General features: G+C 70.0%; 20 protein-coding genes and 3 pseudogenes. 7 read left to right on the plus strand and 16 right to left on the minus strand.

Annotated elements, in window-relative coordinates:
* Positions 1–240: 240 nt before the first annotated feature.
* The 3 genes from ACFWBF_RS24250 to ACFWBF_RS24260 form a co-directional block, all read right to left on the minus strand.
* Positions 241–492 carry a type II toxin-antitoxin system RelE/ParE family toxin gene (locus ACFWBF_RS24250; RefSeq protein ID WP_385605538.1) on the minus strand — a complete coding sequence of 84 codons (252 nt, stop codon included), beginning with the start codon at positions 490–492 and terminating at the stop codon, positions 241–243.
* Positions 489–743, minus strand: coding sequence for a type II toxin-antitoxin system Phd/YefM family antitoxin (locus tag ACFWBF_RS24255; protein WP_385605540.1), 255 nt, complete (start codon positions 741–743; stop codon positions 489–491). The genes ACFWBF_RS24250 and ACFWBF_RS24255 overlap by 4 nt, the downstream gene beginning before the upstream one ends.
* 460 nt (positions 744–1,203) lie before the next feature.
* Positions 1,204–1,764 carry a TetR/AcrR family transcriptional regulator gene (locus ACFWBF_RS24260; protein WP_385605542.1) on the minus strand — a complete coding sequence of 187 codons (561 nt, stop codon included), beginning with the start codon at positions 1,762–1,764 and terminating at the stop codon, positions 1,204–1,206.
* 115 nt (positions 1,765–1,879) lie between these two features.
* On the opposite strand from ACFWBF_RS24260, the gene ACFWBF_RS24265 reads away from it, so the two are divergent.
* From ACFWBF_RS24265 to ACFWBF_RS24285, 5 genes are all read left to right on the plus strand, one after another.
* Complete coding sequence (locus tag ACFWBF_RS24265) at positions 1,880–2,572, plus strand: SDR family oxidoreductase (RefSeq protein ID WP_385605544.1); 693 nt, start codon at positions 1,880–1,882, stop codon at positions 2,570–2,572.
* Between the two features lie 259 nt (positions 2,573–2,831).
* Positions 2,832–3,857, plus strand: a complete 1,026-nt coding sequence (locus ACFWBF_RS24270; protein WP_385605545.1) for an NADP-dependent oxidoreductase — start codon at positions 2,832–2,834, stop codon at positions 3,855–3,857.
* On the plus strand, positions 3,850–4,446 hold the full coding sequence (locus tag ACFWBF_RS24275; RefSeq protein ID WP_385605547.1) for an alpha/beta fold hydrolase: 597 nt from the start codon (positions 3,850–3,852) through the stop codon (positions 4,444–4,446). Before ACFWBF_RS24270 ends, ACFWBF_RS24275 begins: the two co-directional genes overlap by 8 nt.
* Entirely contained in the window at positions 4,436–4,723 is a 288-nt protein-coding gene (locus tag ACFWBF_RS24280) for an alpha/beta fold hydrolase (RefSeq protein WP_385605549.1), read from the plus strand. The genes ACFWBF_RS24275 and ACFWBF_RS24280 overlap by 11 nt, the downstream gene beginning before the upstream one ends.
* Positions 4,724–5,095: 372 nt before the next feature.
* Complete coding sequence (locus tag ACFWBF_RS24285; RefSeq protein ID WP_385237632.1) at positions 5,096–5,626, plus strand: hypothetical protein; 531 nt, start codon at positions 5,096–5,098, stop codon at positions 5,624–5,626.
* On the opposite strand, the pseudogene ACFWBF_RS24290 reads toward ACFWBF_RS24285, so the two are convergent.
* The 7 genes and pseudogenes from ACFWBF_RS24290 to ACFWBF_RS24320 form a co-directional block, all read right to left on the minus strand.
* Positions 5,583–5,905: pseudogene (locus tag ACFWBF_RS24290) on the minus strand (IS110 family transposase); the annotation flags it as partial. The gene ACFWBF_RS24285 and the pseudogene ACFWBF_RS24290 overlap by 44 nt on opposite strands.
* A 36-nt stretch (positions 5,906–5,941) precedes the next feature.
* A pseudogene (locus tag ACFWBF_RS24295) lies at positions 5,942–6,118 on the minus strand (DUF6879 family protein); the annotation flags it as partial.
* Positions 6,075–6,353: a hypothetical protein gene (locus ACFWBF_RS24300; RefSeq protein ID WP_385605551.1), complete on the minus strand. Its 279-nt coding sequence runs from the start codon at positions 6,351–6,353 to the stop codon at positions 6,075–6,077. The pseudogene ACFWBF_RS24295 and the gene ACFWBF_RS24300, both read right to left, overlap by 44 nt.
* Before the next feature lie 69 nt (positions 6,354–6,422).
* Positions 6,423–7,088: a DUF402 domain-containing protein gene (locus tag ACFWBF_RS24305; protein ID WP_385605553.1), complete on the minus strand. Its 666-nt coding sequence runs from the start codon at positions 7,086–7,088 to the stop codon at positions 6,423–6,425.
* 133 nt (positions 7,089–7,221) lie between these two features.
* Positions 7,222–7,494 (minus strand): hypothetical protein, encoded by a 273-nt coding sequence (locus ACFWBF_RS24310; protein WP_385605555.1) that lies wholly within the window; start codon positions 7,492–7,494, stop codon positions 7,222–7,224.
* 24 nt (positions 7,495–7,518) lie between these two features.
* Entirely contained in the window at positions 7,519–7,704 is a 186-nt protein-coding gene (locus ACFWBF_RS24315) for a hypothetical protein (RefSeq protein ID WP_385605557.1), read from the minus strand.
* 407 nt (positions 7,705–8,111) lie between these two features.
* The gene (locus ACFWBF_RS24320; protein ID WP_385605623.1) at positions 8,112–8,819 is read right to left on the minus strand and encodes a replication-relaxation family protein; all 708 of its coding nucleotides are present in this window, start codon (positions 8,817–8,819) and stop codon (positions 8,112–8,114) included.
* Between the two features lie 976 nt (positions 8,820–9,795).
* On the opposite strand from ACFWBF_RS24320, the gene ACFWBF_RS24325 reads away from it, so the two are divergent.
* On the plus strand, positions 9,796–10,014 hold the full coding sequence (locus ACFWBF_RS24325; RefSeq protein WP_385605558.1) for a hypothetical protein: 219 nt from the start codon (positions 9,796–9,798) through the stop codon (positions 10,012–10,014).
* A 27-nt stretch (positions 10,015–10,041) separates the two neighbouring features.
* Here the strand turns inward: ACFWBF_RS24325 and ACFWBF_RS24330 are convergent, their stop codons facing one another.
* Positions 10,042–11,055, minus strand: coding sequence for an NAD-dependent epimerase/dehydratase family protein (locus ACFWBF_RS24330; RefSeq protein WP_385605559.1), 1,014 nt, complete (start codon positions 11,053–11,055; stop codon positions 10,042–10,044).
* A gap of 211 nt (positions 11,056–11,266) precedes the next feature.
* Between ACFWBF_RS24330 and ACFWBF_RS24335 the strand changes: the two genes are divergently transcribed.
* Positions 11,267–11,707, plus strand: coding sequence for a hypothetical protein (locus ACFWBF_RS24335; protein ID WP_385605561.1), 441 nt, complete (start codon positions 11,267–11,269; stop codon positions 11,705–11,707).
* Between the two features lie 680 nt (positions 11,708–12,387).
* Here ACFWBF_RS24335 and ACFWBF_RS24340 read toward each other — a convergent pair.
* From ACFWBF_RS24340 to ACFWBF_RS24360, 5 genes and pseudogenes are all read right to left on the minus strand, one after another.
* A pseudogene (locus ACFWBF_RS24340) lies at positions 12,388–12,681 on the minus strand (VOC family protein); the annotation flags it as partial.
* A gap of 537 nt (positions 12,682–13,218) precedes the next feature.
* Complete coding sequence (locus tag ACFWBF_RS24345; RefSeq protein WP_385605563.1) at positions 13,219–13,755, minus strand: hypothetical protein; 537 nt, start codon at positions 13,753–13,755, stop codon at positions 13,219–13,221.
* A gap of 108 nt (positions 13,756–13,863) precedes the next feature.
* The gene (locus tag ACFWBF_RS24350) at positions 13,864–14,136 is read right to left on the minus strand and encodes a hypothetical protein (protein WP_385605564.1); all 273 of its coding nucleotides are present in this window, start codon (positions 14,134–14,136) and stop codon (positions 13,864–13,866) included.
* A gap of 150 nt (positions 14,137–14,286) precedes the next feature.
* The gene (locus tag ACFWBF_RS24355; RefSeq protein WP_385605566.1) at positions 14,287–14,745 is read right to left on the minus strand and encodes a GNAT family N-acetyltransferase; all 459 of its coding nucleotides are present in this window, start codon (positions 14,743–14,745) and stop codon (positions 14,287–14,289) included.
* Between the two features lie 45 nt (positions 14,746–14,790).
* Positions 14,791–15,915 (minus strand): IS630 family transposase, encoded by a 1,125-nt coding sequence (locus ACFWBF_RS24360; RefSeq protein ID WP_385605568.1) that lies wholly within the window; start codon positions 15,913–15,915, stop codon positions 14,791–14,793.
* Positions 15,916–16,049 lie beyond the last annotated feature (134 nt).

Below are 16,049 nucleotides of genomic sequence, written 5' to 3' on the forward strand. Positions count from 1 at the left end.
GGTTGTCGGGGGGGGGTTTGGTTTTGTTTTTACCCCACCCCGCCCGCGCGCCCCCCCCCCGGCGGCGGGCCCCCCCCCCCCACTGCTGCGGCCCCCGCCGTCGGTCCGGACCCTGCGCGAGGCGAGCGCACCGCCCGGACCGGGCTGAGGGGGGCGGGCTGCTGCCGCGATGTGGCTTGGGCCGGATCGGTCGCCGGGGCGGGCCGGACCGCGACTGGCCAGAGCCCAGGCGGCGTCTGCTCAGCCGAGGCGGCCGACGTGGATGACCACGATGGTGACAGTGGCGTCGGTGATCTCGTACAGAACCCGGTAACGCCCTACGTGCATCCGGCGAAGGTCCGGGGAGCCGTATTCGGCGGTGCCCTGCGGGCGGGGCTGGTCGGCGAGGAGGTCGACGGCGTCCATCAGCTGCCGGAGCCCGTCGGGGTCGTCTTTGAGGAAGCGGACGGCCGCGTCGATGGCGGCTTCGTCCCAGACAACCGCGTACGTCACGCGCGCTCCAGGCCGAGCCGGGCGCGGACGTCGTCATGGGCGACGGGGACGGCGGAACCGGAGGCCTGCCGTTCCCGGTAGAGCGCAACGGCGAGAGCGTCCTCAAGGTCCGCGAGTTCCTGCGGGTTGATGAGGACTGCTGCCGGCTGCCCGTGATCGGTGATCGTGATCCGTTCACGGGCGTGGGAGGTACGGCGGACCAGCGAGCCGAACTTCGCTCGCGCTTCGGTGATCGGCAGTGTCTCACTCATGTGCAGAACTGTACACTTCACGCGCCTTCTGCACTGGCCGATCGCGGTACCTGGTGGACGTTGCCCGGGCAGGCGCCCCATCACCTTCGGGAGGTCAGTGCTTCGACGAGGTCTTCGCGGGTCATCTGCGAGCGGCCGGGGAGGTTGGCGGCGGCGGCCTTCTTGTAGAGGCCGGCCTTCGACAGGCCGGTGAGGTCCTCTTTGGAACTGGAGCGGATCCGCTTCTTGGCGGCGGGCTTCTTCGCGGCCGCGGTCTTGCCCGATGCGGTGGCCTTCCCGCCGACGGCGGCAGTCTTCGCTCACCCGGCGGCCCTGGCCGGGCCCCACCAAACCGGGGCACATCGTCGACGGCCGTGTCCAGGCGCAGGACGCCGGCGGCCTTCTCTCACCGCCTCCGCCTGGCCGCGGACGCCTCGTCGCCCACGAGTGCGGTCGACGTGCGCCCGCACCACGCCCTTGATCAGCCGGCTTCCGTCAAGGCTGCATGCGCGGCGGCGAGGATCTCCTCGGAGAGCGGGGAGCCCTTGGTGGCCCGGGACAGGACCAGCGCACCGAACAGGGTGCAGAGGCGGGCGATGCCGTCCTGGTCGTCACTGGCGAGGAAATCGGCGAAGTCGGCCACCCCCTCGGCGTAGACGCGACGGGCCTCGCGCGCCCCGCCTTCGCGCGCGATGTCGGTGGCGAGTGCGGCGACCGGGCAGCCGTCCGCCGGGGCGTCTCGGTGCTCGATGGAGAGGTAGGAGTCGATCAGCGCCTGCTGGGCGGCGTCGCGCTGCCCGTCGTGCCGCTCGAGCCCGGTGCTGTGGCGTTGGGTGAGCTCGGCGAAGGCGTGGGTGGTGGCCTCGTCGACGAGTGCCTCCTTGGAGGCGAACTGTTTGTAGAAGGCGCCGTGGGTCAGACCGGCCGCCTTCATCAGGTCGGCGACGCTGACCTGCGTGCCCTGCTCCCGGAACAGCCGGGATGCGGTGCCCACCACCCGCCTGCGATTTTCCTCCGCCTGTGCCTGCGATACGCGGCCCATGACCACCTCCCATTTGGATGTCGACTGGCATCTATCATAGACCCGTGTTTAGATTGGATACATAATCTAATTTGTTGCGGGTGGCCTACGGCGCCCGCCAGGACCAGGAGCGAGCATGGAACTGAAGAACGCGGTCGCGGTCGTCACCGGCGCCAACCGAGGGCTCGGGCGGCACCTGGCCGCCCAGCTCGTCGAGCGCGGCGCAAAGGTGTACGGCGCGGCCCGACGACCCGAGACGGTCGACGTGCCGGGCGTCATCCCGCTGCGACTGGACGTCACGGACGAGGCGTCGATACGGGAGGCTGCCCGCGTGGCGTCCGACGCGACACTGCTGATCAACAACGCGGGCATCTCCACCGGCGCGACGCTGATCGGAGGTGACGTGGATGAGGTGCGCCGGGAGATGGAGACCAACTTCTTCGGCCCGCTCGCCGCGACCCGCGCATTCGCCCCCGTCATCGAGGGCAACGGCGGCGGCGCCGTACTCAACGTCCTGTCCGCCCTGTCCTGGTTCCACCCGGCTGGCCTCGGCTCCTACGCGGCCTCCAAGGCCGCCGCATGGGCGCTGAGCGACGCGACCCGTGAGGAACTGGCACCCCGCAAGATCACCGTCTCGGCGCTGCACGTCGGCTACATGGACACCGACATGGCCGCCGGCGTGCCCGCCGATCAGAAGGTCGCCGCCGCCGACGTCGCGGCCCAGGCCCTGTACGGCATCGAGACCGGCCTGCCCGAGATCCTCGCCGACGAGACCAGCCGGTACGTCAAGCAGAGCCTGTCCGCGGCACCCAAGCCGAACGCCGGCTGACGCTACGCGGTCGTGACGGTGGCCTGATGGGTGGAACGCGGCTGAGGACGCAGTGCGCCCACGCCGCAGCCAGGAAAACAACACAAACTGTCTCGTACTGGGAAAAGCCCGGGGCGAGCGAAGACCCCGCCCTCTCACGGACGGGAAACGGAACGGAGACGACGATGAGGGCTTTCATGGCCGAGAAGTACGGCGGCCAATCCGGCCTGCGCGCCGCCGAGATACCCGACCCCCAGAAACGATTTGCCAGGAGTGCTCCGTGAAGGCCTTCGTCCTCGAGAGGTACGGCTCCCCCTTGCGGGAGGTCGAGATGCCCGTACCGGTCCCCGCCCCCCATGAGGTGCTCGTGCGCATGGTCGCGTCGGGCGTCAACCATGCCGACGAGCGGGTCCGCTCCGGCGAGTTCAAGACAATCTTCCCGTTCCGGCTACCCAAAGTCATGGGCGGTGAGCTCTCCGGCGAGGTCGTCGAGGCCGGCTCCGCGGTACGCGACGTCGCCGTGGGTGACCACGTGTACGGCTATGTCGACTTGGCGGCCACGGGCACCTTCTCCGAGTTCGTCGCGGTGGACGCCGCCACGATGGCACCCGTGCCCCGGTCGGTGAGCCTGGTCGAGGCCGCGGGGCTTCCAGTCGTCGCGCTCACGGCCTGGCAGGCCCTCGTCGAGATGGGCGGGGTGACGAAGGGCCAGACCGTCCTCATCCATGGCGGGACCGGTGGCGTGGGATCGGTCGCGATCCAGCTCGCCAAGCACCTGGGCTGCACCGTCGCCACCACCGTCTCGACGGCGAACATCGAGGCCGCCCGCGAGCTTGGTGCCGACATTGTCATCGACTACCGCCGCGACGACCTCGCACAGAGCCTCGCCAGCACGCCCGTCGACCTCGTCCTCGACACCCAGGGCGGAGCCACCCTGCAGGCTTCTCTCGGTGTGCTGCGCCCCGGCGGCACCGTCATCGGCATCACGGGCCCGCCCGACCCGGTCTTCGCGCGGCGCGTCGGCGTCAACCCCGTCGTCCGGCTCGCCATCCGGGCCCTGAGTGCCCGTACCCGCCGCCGGGCACGCGCGCTCGGGGTCACCTACCGGTTCCTGTTCATCACACCCGATAGTGCCGCGCTGCGCCAGGTCGCCGGGCTGGTCGACGACGGGGTGCTGCGCCCGGTCATCGACCGGGTGCTCCCATTCGACCAGACCCCGCGGGCTCTCACCGAGACGCTCGCCGGCGGCACACGCGGCAAGGTCCTGGTCACCACCGACCCGAAGGCGGTGACCAACCATGGCTGAGTCCAATGTCCGCCCCCGCCCGACCACGTGGGCCACGGCGCCCAACCGCCGCATCATCGTAGGTTCGAACACGCTCGTATACCGCGACCTCGGCCCCGAGGACGGCGTCCCGCTGGTCCTGCTCGCTCACCTGGGCGCCACGCTCGACGAGTGGGATCCCCGGTTTGTCGACGCGCTCGCCCGCGACCGCCGTGTCGTCGCGCTCGACCTCCCCGGGGTCGGCGGATCCACCGGCCGCGTCCCAGGCACCGTCGCCGCGATGGCGCGCGCGGCGGAGGGGTTCGTGGCCGCCCTCGGCCTGACCCAGATGGACCTGCTCGGATTCTCGCTCGGCGGCTTCGTCGCCCAGCAGGTGGCCCTCGATGCGCCGGGACTCGTGCGCCGCCTCGTCCTGGCCGGAACCGGCCCCGCCGGGGGAGCCGGCATCGACCGTCCGACCGGAGGAGCCTACGTCTACTGGGACATGGCTCGTGCCACGATGGCCCGCACCGATGCCAAGGAGTTCCTGTTCTTTCCCCGCACCCCCCGCGGGCAAGGCGGCAGCCAAGGCCTACCTGGCGCGCTTGCGCGAGCGCGTCATGGACCGTGACGACCCCATCACACTGTCGTCCTTTCACCGCCAGATCACGACCATCCGGGGCTGGGGCCGGGCTGAGCCGCAGGACCTCTCCCGCATCGGCGCCCCGACGCTCATCGCCAACGGCGACCACGACCGGATGGTCCCCACCGAGTTGTCCCACGACATGCACGCCCGCATCCCCGGCAGCACGCTGATCATCTACCCAGGGTCCGGGCACGGCGGGGTCTTCCAATATGGCGACGAGTTCGTCGACGCCGTGCGAGCCCACCTCGACACCGACAGCTGACATCAGCTGTCCAGCGGGCTCCTCCGCCCGCACCCTCGGCCGGGCCGACCTCGCCCTCCGCTGGGCCGGGGCGGGCCTGTACGACGACGGCACCCTCGTCTACGTGACCGCCCGCCCGGCTGGCGAGGACGCCAACGAGCTCGGTCTCATCGCGCACGGCGCTGCAGGGCGCTCGCGCAACAACGGGTCGCCTACGTGGCACCCGGTCAGTACATGTACCCGTCGCACGCCGCCGGCCACCAGAATCGAAGCAGACCTCTTCCCTCGGCTATCACGAGGAAGGACACCTCATGCAGTTAAGCCGTCAAGCGGAGGCCGGTCCCTGGTGGAAATCGGGTACTCGCCGCGGATACGGCCTGCGAGGCTGTGGGGGTGACTGAGACGACCCCTTACGACGCCGACCGTGCCCGATTCACCCGCCAGGCTCTGGCACGCCTTGTCCTGTGCGATCACGCAGCGGACGCTGCGGATGGCGCCGCCGGCCTGGTCGCCACCGAGAACGACCCTGACACCGGTCCCGGAGGCCGGGTGAGCCAGGCAATCCAGCTCATCGAACTCGCGGAGCGCGCGCTGGTCTCGGCCGTGATCTACGAACGGGAGCGAGGCAGCTCTTGGACGGAGATCGCCCAGTACCTGGGCATCGGTCCGGCAGAAGCGGAACAGCGGTTTGGCGCGAACCTGGACAACTGGAACACAGCCTTCGAGGTTCCCTACCGGCTCGACGACACCGGCCGAAAGCGCCAACCGCAGCTGCCCACGGCAGCGTATGACCCCGCTTGGGCATGCGACCGGCTCGATACCTGGGCCGGGAACCGGCTCATTCTTGTCAACGACGAGCGTCCCGTCAGCTCGGGTCTCGTCAAGGCTGTGCCGGAGGAGGAGCTCCCGTCAGTGACTCCGTAGCGACGTTGGCGGGGAAGGCGATCGCTTCGTCGAACAGACTGCGCGCCTGAAGGCAGTGGTGGAGCTGGCCGAGCATCCGGTTGAACAGGTGCCGCAGAGCCTGCATATGCCAGTCCCCTCCTGCCCGGCGGCGCCGGTAGTGGGTGTCCGCGCCTGTGGAACCGCTGAGGGAGGCGAAGGCCCACAGGTGGCCGACGTGGTTGAGCCGGTTGTTCTTGACGAACCGGCGTCCGATATAGCGGCGTTTGCCGGAGCCCGGGTGATCGGGGCCGCGGAAGCGACCGCGTCCTGGACGAGCGGCATCCACTGGGGCCAGAACGAGCGGCCCGGGTCCAGGTTCGGAAGGCCGGTGCGCTGGAAGCTCTCGAAGTCGTCGGCTTCGTCGCCCACCGCGTAGAGGTCGCGCATCTCCAGGTGGACCGCCGTGTGGTGGGTGTCGGCGAGCAGTTCAGCGAACGTCGCGGTGTTCAGCTGCTGCGCGTTCCGCTGCATCGCACGCCTCCCTCAAAATCGCCGCCATGCGGACCGGAATCCGGATCACCCGCTCGTGCGCGGGGATCCCCGTCGTGTGGCCGGCCACCCACTCGGTGGAGCCGACCAGGGTCTTCAGGAGTTCGTCGGCTTCCTCGCCCTGGAGGATCAGGTCCGCGCTCTCCTCTTCCACCCACACCGTCGGTGATCCCTCGCCGCCGGTGTTCGGGTCGATCCCGACGAACCGTAACGTCATCGCGTGCTCCCGTGTCGAGTCGGTTGCGCATAGTTGCGCGATGACCGTCCCGCAGGCTGGTCCCCTCGGTCAAGAGCGCTGTCCCAACGGCTCGCCGCCGCTGCGTGGCAGGCGCGGCGCGGGCCAGGTCGGCTCCCAGCGCCAGGACGCCCACCGGTCGGCGTCCACGAACGGCCCGGCCCTTTCCTCGAGCATCGCGAGGACGTGGGCGCGGGCGAGCTCCACCGCCTGGTGCTCGATGTCGGTGACGATGCCCAGGCGCCGGACGTGGACGTACTCGTCTTCGTCCTTCCACGTCCACGTGCCCAGGTCGGGGTCGATGACGAGGTCGACGGTCAGGTCGAAGGTGTCGAACCCGGCCGCGGTGCGGCGGGTGGGGTGCTCGAAGTTGACGTACCAGTTCCTCAGCCCGGCCGCGGTGAAGAAGGCGTTGATGCTGAACCACGCCGCCGGCGACTTCCACAGCAGCAGCTCCGTCTCCTGCCACATGCCGGGCGCGAGTTCCCACTCCCCCGTCGCCATCGCGTCGAACCCCTCCGTGCGCACCGACCGGTCGCCGTCGAGGCGGGCCTTGGCGTACAGGGCCGGCCACAGCGCCTGAGCACCCGGCGCGCAGGCGGTCACCAGCGCCTCGCCGGTGTCGGCGACAACCCGTAGCGCCTGCTCGCTCCACACCCGCCCGGAGCGGTGCACATCGCGCCGCACCACCGTCGCCCCCGCCTCGAAGGTCTCCACCGGGTGCCTCCCTCGTACGGGCCCTGCCGGAACATCCGGCAGGACAGGCACCACCCTGAGCGCGCGCGGCCGGAGTGGGCAAGCCGCCGTTCGGGGCGGCTTGCCCAGGCTCCCCTTGGGCTTGCCCAGCCGCTCAGGCTTGCCCGGCCGCCGGCTCCCACAGCGGGCGGGCACGCCCGGTCCCGTCGCAGTGGAAGCACCGGCCACCCTCGGACGTGCTCCGGGCGCCGATGGTGGCCGTAGCGTCGCGCAGGAGCTGAGTGAGGCCGTAGACGTGGGCCGGGTGCAGGGCGAGGTCGTGGCGCTTGCCCACCAGGATCTCCTGGATCTCCCCTTGAACGGCGTAGCCCGGCGCCGTCCGGACAGAGCTGGTCAACGCGGATGTGAGGTTGTGCAGGTGGGCCATCGCCTCTCCCCCGGACAGCTCCACTCACGCCCTGAAGAGGACGTCGTCCGGATTGGCGAGGGACAGCAGCACCTCCGGCCGCTCGAACGACTCGAAGCGGTCGACCGGCTCGGGGTGGGATGTGTGAAGGCGGGTGAGGGCGTGCCACATGTCGTCGGGATCGTGGCGCTGGAGTCCGGCCATGTCCTCTTGCAGCTTGTTTCGTGTCATGGCTCCTGTCTACGGCCAGCAAAAAGGCGTCGGCCGGCTCCAGGCCGACACGTCCCGGACAGTGACCCCGCGACTTCGGGCCCCGTCCCGCCCTGCGGCCCGGACGCTGGGCAAGCCTCGGTCGGCGAGGCTTGCCCAGCCACCGGGCCCGTGACCGATGACCGGTCGCCCGCAGACCTGTGACCGATCCACTCCCCCGATCGGCCAAACGGCATGTCAGGCCCGTGACCGGCCCGTGCAACTCCCGCCTGTGCCGGTGACCGGTCATCGGTTACCCGTCATCCGTCAGCCGCGGCCTCGCCGGGCGGACCGTGACCGGCGCCGCCCTGCCAGCGAGCCCGGCCGGGGTGGGCAAGCCCGGTTCGGGGCGGCTTGCCCAGGCTCCCCTTGGGCTTGCCCAGCGCCCGTCAGCGGCCGGCGGGCTCGGGGTAGCGCCGGCGGCGCCGGTCCGGGTCGTCGACGCCGATCTCGTACCAGGGCTCGCCCCGCTTCGGCCGGGGCATGGTGTTCACCCACACCGCGACGGTGATGCCCCTCACGTCGGCGGTGAGCGCCCGGCGGCGGTTGTCGAGCAGGTGCTCCTCCTTCCCCGCCAGGACGACATAGAGCAGCGGGAAGCGCTCGGAGCGGGTGTAGCGGTGGCGCTGCCAGAACGGGTACGTGCTGCCGTTGGTGCCGCGGGCTCCTTCCCAGACGCGGTGCCCGGCGTAGCGCTCGTAGTCCCAGATCTCCTTGGCGAGGCGGGCCTGGGACATGGTGCCGTTGTCGAGCTCGAAGAGGCGGACCTCGCTGGTCTTGGTCGGCACGGCAAGGACGGCGTCGGTGTTGAAGGACAGGCCGGTCTGCTTGATGGCGTGGTTCACCTCCACCTGCCAGTCGGTCAGGCACTCGCGGTCTCCGGACAGGACCGTGTCGGTGTAGGCGAGGATCATGTCCGTCACCGCGAGACCGTGCGGGCCGAGCCCGGCTCGAACGGCCTTCGCTCCGGTGCCGGCCTTCGGAGGCAGCGGCAGCTCATTGCCATCGGCCCGAGCCTTCTGTCCCGCCACCGCCAGGTTCCAGATCTGGTGCTTGCCGTCCTTACCGTTCGTCTCCGCCAGTCCCAGCTCCGCCAGTCCTTCATCGCCCTGCGCACGTACGACCGGCCGTCCGACTCCCCCTTCGTGATCACCTGAGCCATCTGCCGGACCGTCGCCATCCGCACACACCCCAGCAACCGCAGCGCATCGGCCCTCACCTTCCCGGCCGTGGGAGTGGACCTCTTCCCCTTCGCTCGTGTCTCAGGGGAAGGGAGAGAGGTGTCAGCGTGCCGGGAGGCCTCCTTACGGGCGGTGTGAGCTGCGGTAATGGGCACGACGTTGGAATCGTTCACGGCACTGGATACGGCACCGGATTCCGGGCCGCCCACAGGGCGCTCAGCACCCCTTGACCAGGTCGGGCGCGGCTCCGGATCAGGCTGTGCGGTCGGGGTGATGGCGGGCATCGGATCCTCGGTTCTCCGGCCGGTGGCCGGGTCGGTGAGCTGGACCAGGTCGCGCGCCGCTGCGCACGAACCCGTGGCCACCGTGAGGAGGACCCCCTTGACCGCTGTCTGATCGCCCCGCCCGGACGGTGTCTCCTATGTCCCGGAAACGCCTTGACCAGGCCGACATATCCGTGACCGGCACCACATTCCCGCCCCGGGGTTGCCGGGGCCGGCGGGGAGGGAGAGTTCTCCCTCCCGAGCGCGGTCTCTGTCCACAGGGCCGCCATCAGAGGCTCCTCTTGAGGCCGCCGCGATCAGCGGGGCGGCCCGTACCTGAGAAGCCTCCATGTTCGAGACCATCGCCATGCCGCTCGCCCCGATGACTCCCCACGCGGTGATGAGTGCCTTCAACTACCTCCGGGCGGTCGAGGCCGGCGACACCGAGGCCGCCGCGGAGTTCGTCGCTGCCGAGCCGCGGATGCCCGTGCTGTTCCTGGAGGTCGCGCACCACATCGTCATCCCGACAACCAACCTGCCCGACCGGGACGAGGAAGCGGTGCCGTGTGACCACTCGTTCGCCCTGTTCGAGCTGGGGATCTGCTTCCTGGGCACCCTGCGGTCCTGGCATGAGCAGGCCGGCGCCGACGCGGCCCCGGGCCTCGCCTTCGATCGAGCTGGTCGCCGTCTACCGCGGCACCCCACTGCCCGCCCAGGAGCTGTCCGCGCGCCTGCGCGAACGCCTGCCCCGCCAGATGGTCCCACGCCACTACCGGCACGTGACGGAGATCCCGCTGAACGCGAACGGCAAGACGGACCGCAAGCGGCTGCTGGCCGAACTGGGCTGACGAACGCCCCGTCGCCCGGTCACGAGGTCAGCCTCGGGCGTCCCACGCGGCGAGCACCGCGTCGTGCTTGTCCTTCTCCAGACCGACGGGGATCTTCCCCTGGAGGTACTTCGGCCGCGGGTACCCGCCGTCGTTCAGCGCCCGCCAGGTGTCGGCGACCGTCTCGGCTACGGGGCGACAACGCATCCCGGCGGCCAGGGCCTTGGCCGAAGAAGCGGTCCAGGTGCCGACGACCTCGGGGATGTCCGGGGCCCAGAGCGGCACCTCGGTCCACGGCTGCACCCCCTGGTCCTGCAGGAACTCCTCGTCCGCCCAGACCAGTTCGGTCTGCGCGCCGGTGGCTTCGACACAGGCGCGCAGCAGCTCGCCCATGGTGGTGTTCCCGGGCACCCCGGTGGTCAGATAGCGCCCGCCTCCGCCCACGGCGAGCCGATCGAGCACGAAGGCGGCGATGTCACGGGCGTCGACCAGCTGCATCGCCCGGCTGGGGGACCCGGGCGCCAGTACGCGGCCACCGCGTGCGATGGTCTCCAGCCACCACGGCAGCCGGCCGACGTTCTCACCGGGCCCGACGATGATGCCGGGATTGACGATGAGCGCACGCCCCGGGAAGCCCTCCTCGACAGCCCGCTCGCAGCCCGCCTTGAGCGCGTTGTACGGCACGTCGTCGGGCGAGGCGTCCACCGCGCACGCGTGCCGGGGGAAGGACTCGTCGACCCCCTTGGCGGGCCAGTCGGCATAGGCGTGGAAAGAGGAGACGAAGGCATACGTGTCGGCACGCCCCACCAGGGCCTCGACCGAGCGCCGCACGATCCGGGGCTCGAACCCGCAGGTGTCGACCACCCAGTCCCAGCTGCGCCCCTCCACGAGCGCCCCAAGGGCGTCCTCGTCCTCGCGGTCGCCCAGGACCGACTCGACACCGGCGGGCGTCGGACCCGACTGCCCGCGATTGAACAACGTCACCTCGTGCCCGCGCCGCAGCGCCTCGTCGACGAGTGCCCGGCCCAGAAAAACGGTTCCACCGATAAGAAGGATCTTCATGCCCGCAAGGCTTTCATCATGCAACTCACTTGCCAAGGGCACCTTTTCAAACCGGCGGCCCACCCGCTCGCCGACTGTCGACGGAGGTCTACCGGACACCTACTACGACACGGCGCAGGCGACGATCGAGGCCAGGTCAGTTCGACGGGGTGCGTGCGGTGCGCAGGGCCCGGGTGCGCGGGGTCGCGGCTGGGCAGGCCAGTTTGCTCAAGTGAGTCTTCTCGATGATGTGGCCGAGCGCGACGGCTGGCGGTGCTGGGTGTGCGACGAACCAGTCGACCCCGACAAGTCCGTGAACGACCAGCAGGGGCACAGCGTTGACAGCCGGACCGCCGACCGGAAGGCCAAGGTCGCCGAGCGGCTTGCGCACCGCGGGTGCAACAGCCGCAAGGGCGCGGTCAAGGTGGTCATCGCTTGGCCGGACCGCCTGTACGTGGTCGAACCCGCGCCGCTGGTCACCGTTGCCGCGCGGCTGGAGCGCAAGGGGGGCCGCGAGATCGTGGGCCGTTGCCCGACCAAGAAGGACGCCCAAGAAGCGGCGGATTGGCTGGTGGACCGGTTCTCCCGACTGGCACCGGGGCTGCCCGTGACCGTCGACATCGAGCCGGGCGGCGGCCAGTTCCTCGTCATCCTGGCCACCGGCCGCCGCTGAACGGGGATCACCAGCACACACTCTCGTCGAGCTGAACCGTCGGCCCACATCGACCTGTCCGGCGCGAGCTGACCCGCGGGCGCGTGGCGAGCCGCGGCTGGGTGACCGGCGCGGGGGCGGCTTTTCCGCCAGGGGAGGCCTTGGGGTGTGCTGTGGCGGTGCTACAGCTGGCGAGCAGTGCGGAAGTGATGACGGCTGCAGCCGCGTGGGTGGCTCGGTTCATGGGATCCCCTGGAGTGCGTGAGGAGCCCATCTGAGCGCCTCTGGAGGAGAGCCGTGACCGGTGTTGCCATTTCGTGACGGGGCTGCCGCGGCACTGTCGGTCCTGTCGAGTCGGTACGAGACCGGGGAGGCCGGGTTGATGTGGATCACGGTCTGCGGTGGGAGCCCTGCGAGCAGTTCCGCGCCGGACATCCGGGTAGTCGTGACGCCGTCGGGCACGTGGCTCGGCGAGGTGAAGACTGCCGTCTCGCGGAGTGTGTTCCGGGGCGCCGTCCCGGAAGCGGTCGTCCCGGCCACTGTGATGGTGGCCGATTCCCCTGTCCGGGCCCGACTTCGCCACCCGCATCCGCTTCCGCTTCACCCCCCGCCCCCACACCTCGACCCCGTCCGCGCCCGCCGCTGGCGAACCCTCCACCCGTTGGGCGAATCCGCCGCCTGCTGAGGCCGCCCCATCCCGCTCAGCGGCTCGTCAGCACGCCGAACTCGTTTCCGTCGGGGTCGGCCAGCACCACCCGCTCGCCGGCCCCGCCGCCGACCCGCGTCGCCCCGAGGGAGAGCAGCCGCTCCACCTCCGCCTCCGGGTCGCTGCCCTCCGGTACGGCCAGCTCGAACCGCACCCGTGTCCTGCCCACCCGCGGCGCCACCGGCGGACCACCCCAGGTGATCTTCGGACCCCCGTGCGGCGAGCGGATCGCGGTCTCCTCGTCCCAGACCAGCGGCCACCCCAGCGCCTTGCTCCAGAAGTACCCGATAGTTCCGTCTGTCGGCCCTCCCGGTGCGACGCTGGGTGCGGATGAGGGTGCCGTCGATCAGGACCACCTCCCCGCCCTGCTTGGCGACCTTCATCAGGGCTCGGTCCAGGCGCGGCGCCTGGGCGGCGAGCAGTCCGATCAGCTCGTCGCGCCAGCGGCGGACGGTGGACTCGGACACGTTGTTGCCGCCTGCCATGTCGGCCAGGCGCTGGTCGTGACGTAGCACGGCCAGGACGATCACCGCAATCTTCCCGGGCGGCAGGATCCGCCACCTGGACCCAATCGCCTTCAGGTGACGCCGAAGCAGGCTGGCGAGGTGGTTGACGGTGTGCGTGGACAGCGGCAGACGGCACTGGTAGACGAGCGGGAAGGTGCCCTCAGGGCGTTCTTTGGTATTCGTCACACGGATCCAACGGCCGTCGAGGGCTCCCTGGTTACGCTGATGGCGCCCGTTGAGACGGGTCTGGTCGCAGCTCCGTGAGTCCTCAGATCGGCGGCACGTAGGTAGGTGTCCAGCCTGGCGCGGACTGAGGTTGCTTAACCCGAGCCAGGACCGGTGTCTTCCTTGTTCGACGTCGTGGGTGCGCAGTCGTGGAATGCTGAGGAGACGGCCTTGTCCAGCGTCGCATCCGAGAGCCCAGGCCCCTCACAGCCCTCGATGGTGACAAACACAAACTCCGTCCGGATCCCGTCCACCTCGGTCTCCACGGTGTACTGTCCGGGGAACTCCTGCCCTCGGCTCCAGTCACATCCCTCGGCGTCCAGCGCGGCGGTGAACTGGGAGTAGGTCACGTCCGACGGATGGCTGACCATCGTGTTCGTCCGTGCATCAGGGACTTCGATCTCCCCGTGCCAGACCGGGACGATGACCTGGACCACCAGTTGACAGCTACAGACGACCAGTTGCAGGTTGCCGTAGCCGAACCAGCGAGGCCAGCGGCCCTTCGAGTACACGGGGTCGCCGATGAAGGGCTGCCCCAGTCCCTCCACCAGTTCGGGTAGAGAGGCATTACAACCGATCGGCCCGATCCTGGCCGTCCGGCCGAACTCCGCCAGTATTCGGGTCGCATTCATGGGGAGAATTATGCCCACATTCATGTTGAGATGCGGAAACAGGTAGCGCCTTGAGTGAAACCCTCATCAACGCCCACGCCGCCGCGCTGCGGGCAACAGCGGCCCAGGTCACAGACGGGTGGTGAACCGTCCGTCGGGCAGTTTGCGCAGCCGGCCGCGGTCGGCCAGTCTGACCAGTTTCCCACGCAGCGGTTCCAGCTTGGCCCGTACGCTGATGTCCACTCCCAGCATCTCGCCGACCTGTCGGGCCCTGACGGGTCCGGCGGCCTGCCGAACGGCAACGAGGATCCGCTGGTAGTCCGGCGGGAGCGTGGTCTGCTCCACCCCTGGCGCCCGCTGCGGGATCAGCATCACCGCCTGCCCGCCGACGTGCCCGGGCACGGGCGTGACTGAGGCGTGGTCTTGGCTAGTGCTGTGACCGGGAGGGTTCACCGGGAAAGTGGATCCGTTTGATCCCGCGGTCGGGGCATTCGCAGGCCAGTTGTCCCGCAGGGGTCGGCGTGGCCGGGTTGCTGCGGGACCACATGGTGGTCAGCGGGGCTGGTAGTCGACGGTTCCGAGGGGCCAGTTCGTGGACAGCCAGGTCGTGACGGATGCCTGCAAGGGCGCGTCCAGCCCGGCTCTGTCGGCACGGACCCAGGAGCGGACGTCGGTGTCATGGTCGTCGCTGCGGGAGGGATAGATGTAGACGCACCCGATCACCTCGCCACTAGCGGTCTCGATGACGGTGTAGGTGAATCCGCGGCGCTGAGTGAAGTCGTCCGCGTGACGCTGCAGGTCGACGAGGTTCGCCTCCAGGGCCATCCCGTCCGCAGGAGGCCATCCTCGGTCCTGGAAGCCCGGGGTCGCACGGATGTGGTCGATGCTGCTGGTCCAAGCGGCGTGGTCGGCGGCGTTGTGCTGGGGTCCCAGAGGTTCCAGACGGAACTGCGGGGTGATCAGGTCCGCGGGGACGACGAAGTCGTCGGGGACGAGGGCATGGTCGGTCATGGGGCCGAGGCTATGAGGCAGGGCTCTCGGTTGCACCTGGATTGATCACGCCGCTCGCGCGGCGGGGCGGCCCCACCGGATGCCCTTTTCGCTGCGGACGCGGACGCGGGCGCGTTCGCGGCGTTGGGCGGTCAGTACGTCGGGGTGGCGGGCGTTGGCGTTGCGCCAGCGCAGGTGCCGGTGGAGTTCACGGGTCTGCACGGTGTGGTTCGGATGGTTCGAGTTGGCCAGGGTGAACTGTCGCAGCGGCCCGAAGTGGGCTTCGATCGGATTGGCCCAGGATGCGTTGGTCGGGGTGAAGCAGAGCTCCACCTTGTTTTTCTTCGCCCAGGCGTGGATCTTGGTGCCTTTGTGGGCGGAGAGGTTGTCCATGATCACGTAGATCGGGGCTCCGTCCGGCCGGGCCGCACGGATCGACCCCAGTGCGGCCAGGGAGTTCACGGCGCCTTTGCGGCGGTGGTTGATGCCCCACAAGGTGTCGTCGCCAACCGAGTAGCAGCCGTGGAAGTAGGTGACGCCGTGGGTGCGGTGGTAGGTCGCCGGGACCCGGTCGGGGTGTGACGTCGGTGCCCAGCAGCAGCCGCCGGTGGGGCGGATGCCCAACGGCCCGAACTCGTCGAAGGCGAAGACCCAGTCCGGTAACCGCTCCAGCACGTGCTCGATGCGGTCGAGCTTGGCGTCCCGGTGGGGGTCGGTGGACTCCTTCCACGTCTTGGTGCGCTGGAACGTGACGCCGCGGCGGGCGAGCAGGCAGCGCAGGGCCTCACGCCTGATCCGGATCGTCCGGCCGTGGACCGTGCGCAGGTAGGCGGCGAGTTTGCGGATCGACCAGCGGATGAAGGGGTAGCCGAGCTTGGTCGGGCGGGTAGTGGCCGTCGCCACGACGAAGTCCTCGTCGTCAGCGCTCAGCAGGCGGGGACGGCCTCCCGCCCACTGAGGGTCCAGGCAGGCCAGGCCGATCTCGTTGAACCGGTGGATCACGTCGCGCACCGTGTCCTCGTCGGCCGCCATCAACTGCGCGATGACCGGCACCCGGTTCCCGCCGGCCGACGCCAGCAGCATCATCGCCCGCCGGTACCGCACCGTGCTGGTGCTGCCCCGCCGCACGATCTGCTGCAGCTTCTGCCCCTCTTGGTCGGTCAGACGACGCACCTTGACCGGCTCCGCCACCACGCCTCCACACGCTCGATGGGATGTCAGCCCCCATCCAACCGGCCCCATCCGCAGAGGGGGCCCAAACCCGGCGAACCAACGCGGTCACAGCGCTAGATGGCTTTGGGCCTGGCGTCACCGGCTCTGTGCTG

Source organism: Streptomyces sp. NPDC060028 (assembly GCF_042736725.1).
In the GTDB taxonomy this organism is placed as follows: domain Bacteria; phylum Actinomycetota; class Actinomycetes; order Streptomycetales; family Streptomycetaceae; genus Streptomyces.

Coding starts and splice junctions, on each gene's coding strand:
- ACFWBF_RS24325 (WP_385605558.1), top strand. CDS start 9,796: ATGAGCAGGCCGGCGCCGACGCGGCCCCGGGCCTCGCCTTCGATCGAG.
- ACFWBF_RS24280 (WP_385605549.1), top strand. CDS start 4,436: ATGGACCGTGACGACCCCATCACACTGTCGTCCTTTCACCGCCAGATC.
- ACFWBF_RS24330 (WP_385605559.1), bottom strand. CDS start 11,055: ATGAAGATCCTTCTTATCGGTGGAACCGTTTTTCTGGGCCGGGCACTC.
- ACFWBF_RS24315 (WP_385605557.1), bottom strand. CDS start 7,704: ATGACACGAAACAAGCTGCAAGAGGACATGGCCGGACTCCAGCGCCAC.
- ACFWBF_RS24255 (WP_385605540.1), bottom strand. CDS start 743: ATGAGTGAGACACTGCCGATCACCGAAGCGCGAGCGAAGTTCGGCTCG.
- ACFWBF_RS24300 (WP_385605551.1), bottom strand. CDS start 6,353: ATGACGTTACGGTTCGTCGGGATCGACCCGAACACCGGCGGCGAGGGA.
- ACFWBF_RS24355 (WP_385605566.1), bottom strand. CDS start 14,745: ATGACCGACCATGCCCTCGTCCCCGACGACTTCGTCGTCCCCGCGGAC.
- ACFWBF_RS24345 (WP_385605563.1), bottom strand. CDS start 13,755: ATGAATGCGACCCGAATACTGGCGGAGTTCGGCCGGACGGCCAGGATC.
- ACFWBF_RS24260 (WP_385605542.1), bottom strand. CDS start 1,764: ATGGGCCGCGTATCGCAGGCACAGGCGGAGGAAAATCGCAGGCGGGTG.
- ACFWBF_RS24275 (WP_385605547.1), top strand. CDS start 3,850: ATGGCTGAGTCCAATGTCCGCCCCCGCCCGACCACGTGGGCCACGGCG.
- ACFWBF_RS24265 (WP_385605544.1), top strand. CDS start 1,880: ATGGAACTGAAGAACGCGGTCGCGGTCGTCACCGGCGCCAACCGAGGG.
- ACFWBF_RS24310 (WP_385605555.1), bottom strand. CDS start 7,494: ATGGCCCACCTGCACAACCTCACATCCGCGTTGACCAGCTCTGTCCGG.